Raw genomic sequence first — 12,018 nt, forward strand, 5'->3', positions numbered from 1 at the left:
CGCGTACTCAGGCATCCCTGGGCGGCGGATACTCCACATCCAGCACCTCCAGCACGCGCACGCCACCAGGCGTGGGCAGCTGCACCTCGTCTCCGACCCTGGCCTTGAGCAAAGCCCGCGCAATTGGAGCAATCCAGCTCACTTGGCCGCGGCTTGCGTCCGCCTCATCGATGCCCATGATGGCAATGCGCTCCTCACGGCCATTCTGATCGCAATAGGTCACAGAGGCCCCAAAGTACACCTGATCGCTGCCATGGTGGACGGCTGGATCCACCACTTCTGCCGCCTCCATGCGCTTGGTCAGAAAACGGATACGACGGTCAATCTCCCGCAAACGCTTCTTGCCATAGAGGTAATCGCCATTTTCAGAGCGATCTCCATTGCTGGCAGCCCAGTGAACCACCTCTACCACCTTCGGGCGCTCCTCATCGATCAGCTGCAGCAACTCCACCTCCAGGGCGCGGTAGCCAGCCGGGGTAATGTAGTTCTTGCCACCGGCAATTCTGGGCAACTCCGGCAGCTCATCATCGTCTGCATCAGACTCTTTGGTGAAAGCTTTGTTCATACCCGTTATTTAAGCAAATTGCGCCGCCACATGGAGCCAGACCGGCATGAGGAAAAAGAAAAAGCCTGCAATCCGAAGATTGCAGGCTTTCCAATATGGTGCGGCTGGCAGGAATCGAACCCACGACCCCTTGGTTCGTAGCCAAGTACTCTATCCAGCTGAGCTACAGCCGCAAATCAACTCTATGGCGGAGAGGGAGGGATTCGAACCCTCGGTACGCTTGCACGTACGCCTGATTTCGAGTCAGGTACATTCGACCACTCTGCCACCTCTCCGCAGCGTCGAAGCTGAAATTATAGCAGGCAATTTTCGCCTCTCGGAAAGAAACGCAGATTTCTGAAAAATTGATGGTGGGGTGGTGATTGATCGGGGTGAGCACCTCGCCTGCTACCGACGGACTAACCTGGAACAGCGGACAAGGGGCTGCACGTGGATAGGTAGACAGCAAGGTAGGGACTAACGGCCGCCAAAGGCAGCACGTGCAGTCCCTACCCTATATGCATCAGTTCATTCTGGAGCGGCGAACACGCATTGCAGCGAACCCTCCCAGCACCAAGGTAAGCAGTGCAAGCGCCCATTGGCTGAGCGAAGGAACAGCAGTGGGAGTGGCAGTCGGGGTGTTCTGCTTGACCAGCGTGTTTGTGATGGCCAAAGTCAAGTTGCCTCCAACCGGCACAGGCCCAGTCGCGGCGGGAAGCGTGGCAGCGCCCCACTCATAACCACTGGGCGCAGCAGGCAACGCGCCCTCTGCTACCGAGCAAGTGCTGCCAGCAGTAACCGTGATCGGATCAGCTGCGCCTGCATTGTTCACGACGGCGATGCTGCCTTGCTGGCTGAGGTCGGGCGAGACACAGGTGAGTGTGAACGGAATGCTGCCACTAAATGCTGGAGCACCCTCAGTGCCCACGACCGTCTTGGACACCTGTACCGTGCCCGTATTAGCCTGGGATTGCAGGTACCAGTTGTTACCGATCTTCTGGAGAGAATAGAGAAACTGGCCTGCTGTCAGTGACCCAGCGGGCAACGTAAATGTTCCTGAAGAGCTTCCGTCAACCTGCACAACCAGGATGCCATCACCGGTAGTAAGCGCGCCCGTTCCACCCAGATTATTAACCTGCAAAACGGTTGTACCCGTCGTGCCTCCCGAGACGTGCAGAACATCCGAGGCAGAGCTGCTGTCTCCCAGCACGGTGTCTAAAGCCAAGCTGCCACCACCAGTGTAGTTACCTGTGACCGTTAAGTTCTCTCCTGCCTGGCCATTGGTCAGAACCAACTGGCCTTGATTGCTTAAATCACCGCTAACGGTAAAGGCCGTTTCTTGCACACGTAGGCTACTGCCTGCGTCCACCACAAGACCCATAGCCTCGCCCGCCACAGAGCCACTGCCGGTAACTAAAGTGCTGCCAGTCAAGGATAGGTCACTATTGCCTGACAAACTAATACGTTCCCAGTTAAGAAATTTGGAGCTGGGCTGCGGACCATTCATACCTACCAAGGTAAGGCGATCTATGTATCCATCCGCAATGGAGACATCATCTCCTCCGTCGACTAGCGCTATCTGACTGATATCCGTGCCGTTGATCGTGAGGCTGTCGGAGCCGTCACCCAGAACGATGTTGCCGCTGACAACCGCACCACTGGCCAAAGTGACGCTGGTATTGCCATTGCCCGGGCCATCAAAAATCGCTCGGCCTGCGGTAGCAGTCAGCTGACCTCCAAGGATGTTGATGCTGTTGGTCGCAGCCGTAGAGTTCACTGCGATCGCGTCGCCAGTAGTGGCGACTACGCTGCCTCCATACACTTCAACCGTGTTACCCGCAGCAGCCACAGCCTGAATCCCATTGGCACCCTGTACCGTCACCGGCTGCATACCAATGGTGATAAGGCTCGTTCCTGCTGCTGGATTAGCTGATGTGAGCGAACTATTGCCTAGTGCAACTTGCCCACCACTGGCAATGATTGAAGTACCGGCTCCACTAACGATTGATGCTGGTATTGGCATATCGATAGTCCCGGCAGAAATATTGATGGCCGTGCCTGCAGTGCTATTGACGCTGGCGGATGACCCTAGCACCTGAACCAACCCAGCACTGTTCGAAATGCCAGTGGCAGAGGTATAAAGCGTAAGCCCATTGTTGAACAAATTAGTTCCAACGGTGCCACTTGAGCCGCTGTTACGAATTCCATCCACCGGCGCGGGGGTTGTGGTTGACGCATCCGCACCAATTCGCACGCTGCCTGTGACATCTATTACGCCACCGACGTTCTGTACTACAGCCCCACCAGCGCCCACTGAGCGCATCACTACGAGATTTCCATCCACCTGCAACTTGGACCGTTGGCTGGCAGCATTTGCACCGCCATAGATGTATACGCCTCGGCTATTAGCTCCACGGGATGTGACATTCAAGTTACCTAGCGCATGAACCAAGGCAGCAGCCGGTTGCGCACCGATGCCTCCGATATTCATCCCTCCTGAACTCAAGGTGTAGGTACCGGTGTTGCTGGTGGTCGTGATGCTGGTGCCTGCCTGTAGATTCAGCACTGAACCATCCTGATATGCACCTGCCACATTGTTGCCAGTGTAGGCCGTTAGACCAGCACTACACGTGCTGCCTGCGGATGCCGTTAGAGCAGGATTGCCTGATGCTACATCAGAGCAGGCGGCCCAAGAGTAAGCCGTACAAGAGAGGGATAGAACAGCTAGAGCGATGGCGTTACGAACAGGATGAGTGAGTGACTGGCTCATTAGAAATCCTTGCGGTAGTACGTATTGTTACTATGCCATAGCATCCTCAATATTTATCAAAGATTTCAACAAGATAACAATCGTTGAACCTCTGACGCCTCCACGTGCACCAGTGCTTCACCCATCTACTCGTCCATCGTCGCCAGTACCGCACTGGGAGAAACGATCTCAAGTGACATTGCTTATATTTCACCTAATGCGTTAAGGTCTATATAACCCAGCCACGTCTAAATGATCACGCAGCGGATAAGGCTACGCAGTGATAGCGATTGATAATCTTTCGCATTCAAATAGTCGCCCACTTAAGTGGATATCGAAATAGAATGCAGCGCATCCACCTACACTATGGGAATATCTGCCAGCATCCTTTTTCAATTGATCACCGGAGATGTTTGACATGAGTATTAAAAATTCGCAACAACGATATAGCCAGTGGGTTATATCCGTGCACTGGCTAACCGTAATTCTCATTGCTGCAGTGTATGCAAGCATGGAACTGCATGGACTATTTGCCAAAGGGAATATTGCACGAGATGTCATGAAGTCATTGCACTTTCTTTTGGGCCTGAGCGTTTTAGCGGTGGTTTTTATAAGAATTCTTGTTCGCAGTCAAGCTGGGGTAGGGCCTGATATTGTGCCGCCACCATCTAAATGGCAAAGCAGGCTTGCGAGTGCGATGCATTACGCTTTGTACTTATTTATGTTTGCTATGCCACTACTGGGATGGCTCACTTTGAGCGCGTCAGGAAAGCCGATCGTCCTCTTTGGCTTATCTATACCTAGCGTAATCAATACAGATATCCAACTATCTCGCCAGTTGAAAGATGTACACGAGACGATTGGCAACCTAGGTTATTTCCTTATTGCATTGCATGCAGCAGCAGCTCTGATTCATCATTATATAATGCGAGATAACACTCTCACTCGCATGCTTCCAGCGAATCGCGCATAAGCTAGCAAATAGAATTACACAACCCTATATTTGACTATGAGCAAGCTTTACTATCGCGCCCATCCTGAGGCTCATCGCACTGAACATATTGGCTGGCTCCGCGCTGCCGTATTAGGAGCAAATGATGGCATTATTTCTACTGCCAGTTTGATCGCCGGAGTAACTGCAGCCAATGCGAGTCATGCCAGCATCATCACCACGGCGATTGCGGCTCTAGTTGCAGGTGCTATGTCCATGGCTGCAGGTGAGTTCGTATCTGTTTATTCTCAGGCTGATACAGAAAAATCAGATCTTTCACGAGAGTCGGAAGAGCTATTAAACAATCCAGAAGCAGAGCACAAGGAGCTCACAGCAATTTACATTCAACGTGGTCTTGATCATCAGCTTGCGGATCAGGTTGCCACACAACTAATGGCTCACGATGCATTGGGCGCTCATGCGCGAGATGAATTAGGCATATCCGAGACCTTGAATGCTCGTCCAGTGCAAGCGGCATTGTCATCAGCGGCAAGTTTTGCCGCAGGCGCCGTCATGCCTTTAGTAGTGGTGCTGCTCGCACCTCAAAGTAGCCTGCTTTATTGGATTGTCGCGACAGCCATTATTTTTTTAGCAATGCTCGGAGCTGCGGCTGCCGCTGTGGGAAACACACCAGTCCTCAAGAGCGCTATCCGGGTATCGTTCTGGGGCACCTTCGCTATGGCCGTGACAACTGGGGTAGGGGCAATGTTCAATACCAGTGTATAGAGCAACGAATACCGTACTGCAGCTAGGCACTCACAGCGAGCAATCTGACAATTTGAAGTTCACAAAGTAGCCATCCTCGCCGCTCAGCGGCCATGTTCGGCATAGCAGTCCAGCCCCTCGAATCCCCCTACCCATTGCCCTATCCGCAGCCATCGGAATAGGCCAAATTGCGTCCGCAGTTAGTTACATACAGTTTCTATTTGAGTCAATCCGCTAGAGGTAGCGCGCTCCAGAAACGCCGTCTAGATAGTGTGGCCTCGGAATCGTTTCGGGAACGCACAAATCCAATGTTTACCTATCGGAATCAGTAACTATGAAACGCAATACAGCCAACATCGCAGCCGCCGCCGAGTTTTCTCAGGGCTCCGGACGGCACGAATTTGTATCTGAGTGCAATCTCAAATTCGACCAAATCGCCCTCGCATTCCTGGCGGGTCATGTCGTCGCGCAGCAGCAAGCGATGGAGCAGATGGGCGCAATGCTGCGAGAAGTCTTGGACGCCGTAGCGACCGTCGACGATCGCGTCGATCTGGTATCAGACCATACCTGGAAGTCCCGCTACTTGATTCTTGACGCTATCAATAAGGCCGTGAGCCAGCCCCAAAAGCGCCATAGCGCGCGCGTCAAAAAAACTACCGCCATCAAGCGCCCGCGCAAGGTGTAAGCCAGACCAGTAAGGGGACGGGGTTCGCCCCGTCTGATTCGCGTGTGACAGGCCATTCACTCAATCCTCCATGTCCTGCCACGCGACAAATAGACCAATTTAGAGATTTCACAAATGACTACCTCGAAGACCAACACCGCACGCATTCCGGAAGTGGATCGCCTCCAAGCTGCAGCCATTGCCTATATGGAGAAGCAGAAGGCGCGTGATGCCGCTGAACTGACCACCAAGCCCATCAACGATGACACCTACGAAATGAGCACGCAAGTTTCATCAGAATTGACGCCGACACCACAAACCGAGCCAACGCCTATCGCCGCTGGCCAGCCGACAGTAACGAACTCGACTGAAGCCGCGGATGGTGCTGCAAATACGATGCGCCTGCCCGTTCCAGCACGGCAATATGGCCTGCTCACGCGCGACGATGTTCAAGCCGAACCCTCGGCAATCCCGTTGATCCACTGCCTGATTGGCAAGGGGCAGCTAGCGATGATTGCAGGACCATCTGGCAGCGGAAAGTCGGTCTTCCAGCTCCATCTGGGAGCCGCCCTGCTGAATGCGGATAAGGTGTTTGGGCACGTCATCCCCAAGCGCTCGCGGTTCCTCTACATCAACCTTGAGGGCGAGCTCAAGCAACGCCTGGAAGCTATCGAACAACACCATGAAGGCTGGTCGTTCCCTGCGCCAGCAGCCATGTTCCTGACGCGGCCTTGGTGCTTGAATGACAAGGAATCTGTCGAAGATTTGGCCCACCATGTCAATGTGTCAGGAGGGGTAGACGTGATATTTATAGACACGCTTAACCGCGCTATTCCTGGCAGCGACGAGAACCTCTCGACGGACATGGGCATGGTCATTGCACATGCAAACCTGCTGATCAAGATGACTGGCGCGGCGGTGGTGCTGACCCATCACACGGGCAAGGCTAAGGATCGTGGACCCCGTGGGCATTCCAGCTTGTATGCAGCCCTAGACACCTGCCTGATGGTAGATCAAGCCGACTCGGGCATCCGCACGGTTGAGTTGATCAAAACACGTCAAGGGCCTGGCGGAAAGAAGTACTTCTTCAATATCGAGAACATCGATCTGGGCGAAGACGACTATGGGTTGCCAATCGTCGGCCCCGCTCTCACCGAAGTAGAAGGAACTGCTGAATTGGAGAAGGCAGCCTCAGCACAATCGTTGACTCCTCAGCAGCAAGAAGCCCTAGTCGCAATCTCACTGCAATTCCAAAAGGATTTTCAAGTAGAACCATTGAAAGAAATCGGCTACGAGGATGCACTTACGGCAGTCAAAACTGCATTTGCATCGATAAGCCCTAAGCACCGCTCAACTCGTGCAAAAGAAGCTATTGAGGCATTGATTGTCGCAGGCCGCCTGATAAAGACGAGCGAGAACATGCTAACAATGCCTGCATAACGAGCCGCGGTCTGCCCCGCCCTCAACCCCTGCGGGGCCGGGCGGGGCGACCAGTCCGATTGTCGCAATATATCCGGGAAGTGTACATCTGCCCCAGGGGGCCATCAAACTGCGATGGCCCCGAAGTGGTACGGAGATGTACCTAAGCGCTGCACGGAAAACCTGGCCGCCCCCCCATAGTCCAGGTACTCACGGAATTCGTCTCGGGACCACCTCGCATGCCAATGCATAGCTGCCCAGCATCGGCACCACGAACCAATCCGGAGCAATGGAGCCCAGAGCAGGACATAGAGATAGCCAAATCGGCAAGTAGCAGGCGCATTACGTACACAGTAAATGCCCTCCACACCCGGCTACTGATATGCCCATCCGTATACCTCCTGGCACCACGGCGTGCCCGATGACAGCCAGCCATGACCCCCATAGTGGCCGAACACGCCGAGCTCAAGAAGATGTGTCTCCACATCCCGGAGCATGCACAATGGCAGCGCACTAGTAGCTTGCATTGCAAATCCCGCAAATATCTTCAGCACACCAGGGCCGACCAATGGCCGCAGCAGGGCCCGAACTCAGATCGAGGGCCCTAGTATGAGAACCATCAAACCGCGATAGCCCCGAAGTGGCACGGGGAGGTACCGAGGCGATGCACGCAAGACTTAGCCGGTACACCCATAGTCCAGGAACCTACAAAACTCGTCTCGGAACCACCTCGCATGCCGAAGCTCAACCACGAGCAAAGCAGCATAGACAAGCCAACCCTACACCCCGGAAACGCGGGCTACGATCCCATGCCCGACACCCGCGCCCCGCCCGACAGCCCCCTACGGGGGCGTCGTGGCGGGCGGGGCGCAGGGGTGTCGGACGCGGACACATGGAAGGCCGAGCAATGGCAGGCCACTCGAAACCCACGACCCGAACTCCCCCCCGCCCTCCACCCCTAAAAGGGGTGGGCGGGGGGGGCTCGGGCAGGGGCGGGGTCTACCGGATAGGTAGCTACCATGCAGGGATGCGAACGGGTAGCAGCAGGAACCCAAGCTCAGATCAAGGGCCCCAGCATAGGAGCCATCGACCCGCGATAGTGCCAAAGTGGCACGGAGTGTTACCAAAGCGCTGCACGGAAAAACTAGCCGCTACCCCCATAGTCCAAGCGCCCACGAAACTCACCTCGGTACCACGTCGCATGCCGAAGCTAGGAAGCAGGCGCCCAGCATCGGCAAGCCAATCCCACATCCCGGAGAAGCAACTCCAATCCCATGCCCGACACCCGCGCCCCGCCCGACAGCCCCCTACGGGGGCGTCGTGGCGGGCGGGGCGCAGGGGTATCGGGCGCAGACCATGAGATGGCTGGAAGCCAGCTAGCGAGGCCTGGCACCACGCTAAAACGGGAACATACCCTCCCGAATTTCGGGGCAGCCGGACGGGATTAGGGCAAATCGATTGAAGAGCGAATCAGAACCAACTCAGCCTAGTCAAACTCCGCAGCCAAGCTAGATACTCACTTTCTCGATCGAGTGGTGGCAGAACGCCTGCGCTGTCTTACAGCCACAGCACCCAAAAGCTCTGACAAGGGAACGGCCAAGGCATTAGCGATCGCCTGTAGCACCGTGAGTGTGGGTTGGTTCTGAGCAAGCTCTAGCTTGGCCATGTAGGTCCGATTGACTCCAACCATGTGCGCCAATTCTTCCTGAGACAGCTCTAACGCAGTCCGCCGAGCCCTCAGCTCGTCCGCAAAAGCAACTATCAATGACTCGTCTCGCTCCATATCCGAGACTATCGATAGACAACCGCATTTACGCACCCGCATATATGGTACAAAATAAGTTGTAATCAATTGACCGTTGCGTCCACATCCCTGGACAGCGGAAATCAGATAGGCAACCCATGTACGACCTCTACCACGCAGACCAAAACGACCAATGGCGCTACACCCTGGGCACATCGGGCAAACGTCCATTGATCACCATCGGGCTCAACCCGAGCACCGCCACACAAGAAAAATCTGACCCCACCGTAGCCAGGGTGCAGAAGGTCGCCGCGCTCAATGGATACGACGGATTCGTGATGCTCAACCTCTACCCCGTGCGAGCCACGGACTGGAGCGCCCTGCCCACCCGAGCTGATGCCGAAGCCTATGCGCGCAATCTCGATGAGATGGAGAAATTGATCGCGCAGTACGAGACCCCCACGCTATGGGCTGCATGGGGTGAGACTGTGGTGCAGCGCTCGTACTTCCTGCGAGCCCGCGACGAGCTTTATGCCCGCGTCGCAAAGTACTCGCCGCAGTGGCGCATGTTCGGCGATCCCACCGCCAGTGGCCATCCAAGACACCCCAGCCGCCTCAACTACGACTGGAAGTTCCAACCCTACACGCTGGACTAGTCCGCGGCATACGCCCTGCATCTCTGGTCGGCCTCGTACCGAATCCTCGCAAGAAAACTCCTGCAGTGTCATCGTCCGCATAGGGCTCGGCACGCCCGCGGCTACCCCCTTCCGACCTCTGCCAACGCTGCTGAAAATTTTGTCCATCTACCCATCACAGCACACGAGAAGGACAAAAAGGACATGCCCATTGAGATTGCAAACACCCTATCCGGAGGTAGTACCTATGGCCGCTAAGGAACTAGGAGCCCAGCAGGTGGCCAACATCTGGCGAAGGGGGTCAACACACGTCGGAGGCGTGCGCGGCCTGGTGTTGAACGTCACCATGTACGGATCGCGTAGCTGGCTGCTGCGCTACCAGGTGGGCGGCCGCCGCCGCGACCTGGGTCTCGGGTCCTATCCCTCAGTCACCCTAGCCCAAGCCAGGGACCTGGCACGCGAAGCTCGCCTCAAACTGGCACGCGGTATCGACCCAGTAGCCGACGCGCAGCGCCTGCGTACCCAACTGGCCCAGGAGATGCAACGAGCCATAACGTTCGCAGACGCCGCTACCAAGTACATCGACGCGCATGAGAAGGGCTGGAAGAACATCAAGCATGTGGCGCAGTGGCGCTCATCCCTTGCTACCTACGCCAATCCCGTACTGGGCAAGGTGCCAGTGGCAGCGGTCGATGTAGAGATGGTGCTGCGGGTGATCGAGCCTATGTGGACCACCAAGACGGAAACAGCCAATCGGGTGCGAGGCCGGATCGAATCGGTGCTGGACTGGGCGGTGGCCCGAGGCTATCGCAAGGATGCCAACCCGGCGCGCTGGAAGGGACTCCTGGACAAGCTACTACCGGCACCAGCAAAGGTCACCAAGACCGTGCATCACCGTGCCATGCCCTATGCCGATCTACCGGCGTTCATGGTGCAGTTGCGAAGCCAGGAAGGCAATGGGGCGCTGGCGCTGCAGTTCCTGATCCTGACGGCAACCCGCTCGGGCGAAGTGCGGGGAGCAAGGTGGGATGAGATCGATATTGCCAACCGCGTATGGACGATCCCGGCCGAGCGGATGAAAGCCCATAAGGAGCACCGAGTACCCCTATCGGGTGCAGCGATTGAGATCCTCAAGAACCAACGCGAGATCGTAGCTGCATCGTGCCTCTATGTGTTCCCAGGCTACCGGGCCAGCGCCGATCCAGAGACGGGTGCACCGCTCTCAAACATGACGCTGACTGCCGTCCTCCGCCGCCTGAATGTGGACGCCGTGCCGCATGGATTCCGGTCTACGTTCCGCGACTGGTGTGCCGAGAAAACGCAGTACGCCAATGAGGTCGCGGAGATGGCCCTCGCACACACCGTCGCGAGCAAGGTGGAGGCCGCGTATCGACGCGGAGACATGCTGGAAAAGCGCCACGCACTCATGCAGGACTGGGGTAGTTACACCATGACCGGCGGTCATACCCGCGGGCAAGCTGCGGCAATAAAACCTACGACCACGACTGAAAGCGCCAACTAAGTCCCCGGGCCACAACACCGGTCAATCAACTAATCCGATCCCAACATAGAAAAGGAAACACCATGCGATTTCGTAATCCAGCCAGCGGACACATTGAAGAATTCGGGGAAGCCACGTGGCTATGGATGCTGCTACTCGGCCCCATCTACCTGGCCTACAAACAGATATGGCTGCAAGCGGCGATTGCGGCAGTCATCGCGATATGCACAGGTGGCTTGTCATGGTTCATCTACCCGTTCATCGCTAAGCGCATCGTCCGAGCACACTATGCAAAGGCGGGATGGACCGAGGTGGCGGACGGCGCCGTCGTCACGAACGCCAGCGGTGCGCGAACGATAGATGTCCAGATCCTGCCCAAGGCGCCGGATGGACACTACCGCACGCTATCGGAAGTACACATCAAACTGGTGCGGTGGACGCCATTCGAGCAGAAGTTCACGCAAGAAGATGCCGCGCAACGCCTGAGAGAGCAGACGCTGGCACTAGGCGGCAATGCCATCATCAATGTGCGCTATGAGCAAAAGGACAAGACGCATTCGACAGCGGGCTATGTCGAGGCATGGGGAACCGCCATCATCAATGAGTCAGACACCATTGCATGCCCCTACTGCGCCGAGACGATCAAGCGGGATGCCGCGCGCTGCAAGCATTGCTCAGCAGATCTAGCAGGTACCCGGATATGAGGCTAACCCGAATCTCCGGTATAGCGAGAGGTACCCTCCTGGTCCTTCCGTGTGCCACCGCGATATTGGCCATGGGAGAGGTCGTGGCTGCATCCTCAGATTGCTACGCGATCAAAGATGGGGACAAACGGGCGTACTGCCTGGCGGTGGTCAAGCGGGACTACGGGTACTGTCATCACATCAAGGATGGCGACAAGCGTAACCAGTGCATGGCTGAGAGCAAGGGGACGCGCAGTAACTGCTACGCGATCAAAGAGCTGGATGCGCGTGGCTTTGTTGCACAAATCCGGGCCGCAGCGGTAGTAGGCTCGGATGATGAGTGAGACGAACTGGGGTCGGCGCAAGTACCGCACCACAAACTG

The 12,018-nt window shown here is 56.2% G+C and carries 11 protein-coding genes and 2 tRNA genes; 7 read left to right on the top strand and 6 right to left on the bottom strand.

What is annotated here, in order from left to right; genetic code table 11:
- Positions 1-7: 7 nt before the first annotated feature.
- The 4 genes from greB to HNP33_RS13355 all read right to left on the bottom strand — a co-directional run bounded on the left by greB (position 8) and on the right by HNP33_RS13355 (position 3,314).
- The gene (gene greB / locus HNP33_RS13340; protein ID WP_184709128.1) at positions 8-565 is read right to left on the bottom strand and encodes a transcription elongation factor GreB; all 558 of its coding nucleotides are present in this window, start codon (positions 563-565) and stop codon (positions 8-10) included.
- Positions 566-661: 96 nt separating this feature from the next.
- Positions 662-738 (bottom strand) — tRNA-Arg (locus tag HNP33_RS13345).
- A 12-nt stretch (positions 739-750) separates the two neighbouring features.
- A tRNA-Ser gene (locus HNP33_RS13350) sits at positions 751-840 on the bottom strand.
- Positions 841-1,067: 227 nt separating this feature from the next.
- Positions 1,068-3,314 (bottom strand): IPTL-CTERM sorting domain-containing protein, encoded by a 2,247-nt coding sequence (locus HNP33_RS13355; RefSeq protein WP_184709262.1) that lies wholly within the window; start codon positions 3,312-3,314, stop codon positions 1,068-1,070.
- Positions 3,315-3,711: 397 nt separating this feature from the next.
- Between HNP33_RS13355 and HNP33_RS13360 the strand changes: the two genes are divergently transcribed.
- The 4 genes from HNP33_RS13360 (at position 3,712) to HNP33_RS13375 (ending at position 7,093) form a co-directional block, all read left to right on the top strand.
- Positions 3,712-4,266, top strand: a complete 555-nt coding sequence (locus HNP33_RS13360; protein WP_184709126.1) for a cytochrome b — start codon at positions 3,712-3,714, stop codon at positions 4,264-4,266.
- Positions 4,267-4,302: 36 nt separating this feature from the next.
- Positions 4,303-5,010, top strand: a complete 708-nt coding sequence (locus HNP33_RS13365) for a VIT1/CCC1 transporter family protein (protein ID WP_184709124.1) — start codon at positions 4,303-4,305, stop codon at positions 5,008-5,010.
- A gap of 313 nt (positions 5,011-5,323) precedes the next feature.
- Complete coding sequence (locus tag HNP33_RS13370; RefSeq protein WP_184709122.1) at positions 5,324-5,674, top strand: hypothetical protein; 351 nt, start codon at positions 5,324-5,326, stop codon at positions 5,672-5,674.
- A 114-nt stretch (positions 5,675-5,788) separates the two neighbouring features.
- Positions 5,789-7,093, top strand: a complete 1,305-nt coding sequence (locus tag HNP33_RS13375; RefSeq protein ID WP_184709120.1) for an AAA family ATPase — start codon at positions 5,789-5,791, stop codon at positions 7,091-7,093.
- Positions 7,094-8,588: 1,495 nt separating this feature from the next.
- On the opposite strand, the gene HNP33_RS21290 is transcribed toward HNP33_RS13375, so the two are convergent.
- Complete coding sequence (locus tag HNP33_RS21290; protein WP_325064939.1) at positions 8,589-9,047, bottom strand: helix-turn-helix transcriptional regulator; 459 nt, start codon at positions 9,045-9,047, stop codon at positions 8,589-8,591.
- Between HNP33_RS21290 and HNP33_RS13385 the strand changes: the two genes are divergently transcribed.
- The 3 genes from HNP33_RS13385 to HNP33_RS13395 all read left to right on the top strand — a co-directional run bounded on the left by HNP33_RS13385 (position 8,975) and on the right by HNP33_RS13395 (position 11,656).
- A complete protein-coding gene (locus HNP33_RS13385; RefSeq protein ID WP_184709116.1) occupies positions 8,975-9,472 on the top strand; it encodes a DUF1643 domain-containing protein in 498 nt (165 codons plus the stop codon). The two genes, HNP33_RS21290 and HNP33_RS13385, sit on opposite strands and share 73 nt — an antisense overlap.
- Before the next feature lie 226 nt (positions 9,473-9,698).
- Positions 9,699-10,973: a tyrosine-type recombinase/integrase gene (locus HNP33_RS13390; protein ID WP_184709260.1), complete on the top strand. Its 1,275-nt coding sequence runs from the start codon at positions 9,699-9,701 to the stop codon at positions 10,971-10,973.
- Between the two features lie 62 nt (positions 10,974-11,035).
- Positions 11,036-11,656: a heavy metal-binding domain-containing protein gene (locus HNP33_RS13395; RefSeq protein ID WP_184709114.1), complete on the top strand. Its 621-nt coding sequence runs from the start codon at positions 11,036-11,038 to the stop codon at positions 11,654-11,656.
- A 95-nt stretch (positions 11,657-11,751) separates the two neighbouring features.
- On the opposite strand, the gene HNP33_RS20875 is transcribed toward HNP33_RS13395, so the two are convergent.
- Positions 11,752-12,018 (bottom strand): hypothetical protein (locus HNP33_RS20875; RefSeq protein ID WP_221452073.1); only part of this gene is annotated, 267 nt, incomplete at its 5' end.

This window comes from Comamonas odontotermitis (assembly GCF_014207855.1).
GTDB classification, from domain to species: Bacteria; Pseudomonadota; Gammaproteobacteria; order Burkholderiales; family Burkholderiaceae_C; genus Comamonas; species Comamonas odontotermitis_A.

Excerpts from the sequence above, each read along its gene's own strand:
- HNP33_RS13375 (WP_184709120.1), top strand. The coding sequence starts at position 5,789 with ATGACTACCTCGAAGACCAACACCGCACGCATTCCGGAAGTGGATCGC.
- HNP33_RS13395 (WP_184709114.1), top strand. The coding sequence starts at position 11,036 with ATGCGATTTCGTAATCCAGCCAGCGGACACATTGAAGAATTCGGGGAA.
- HNP33_RS13360 (WP_184709126.1), top strand. The coding sequence starts at position 3,712 with ATGAGTATTAAAAATTCGCAACAACGATATAGCCAGTGGGTTATATCC.
- HNP33_RS13385 (WP_184709116.1), top strand. The coding sequence starts at position 8,975 with ATGTACGACCTCTACCACGCAGACCAAAACGACCAATGGCGCTACACC.
- HNP33_RS13370 (WP_184709122.1), top strand. The coding sequence starts at position 5,324 with ATGAAACGCAATACAGCCAACATCGCAGCCGCCGCCGAGTTTTCTCAG.
- greB (WP_184709128.1), bottom strand. The coding sequence starts at position 565 with ATGAACAAAGCTTTCACCAAAGAGTCTGATGCAGACGATGATGAGCTG.
- HNP33_RS21290 (WP_325064939.1), bottom strand. The coding sequence starts at position 9,047 with ATGGACGTTTGCCCGATGTGCCCAGGGTGTAGCGCCATTGGTCGTTTT.
- HNP33_RS13355 (WP_184709262.1), bottom strand. The coding sequence starts at position 3,314 with ATGAGCCAGTCACTCACTCATCCTGTTCGTAACGCCATCGCTCTAGCT.
- HNP33_RS13365 (WP_184709124.1), top strand. The coding sequence starts at position 4,303 with ATGAGCAAGCTTTACTATCGCGCCCATCCTGAGGCTCATCGCACTGAA.
- HNP33_RS13390 (WP_184709260.1), top strand. The coding sequence starts at position 9,699 with ATGGCCGCTAAGGAACTAGGAGCCCAGCAGGTGGCCAACATCTGGCGA.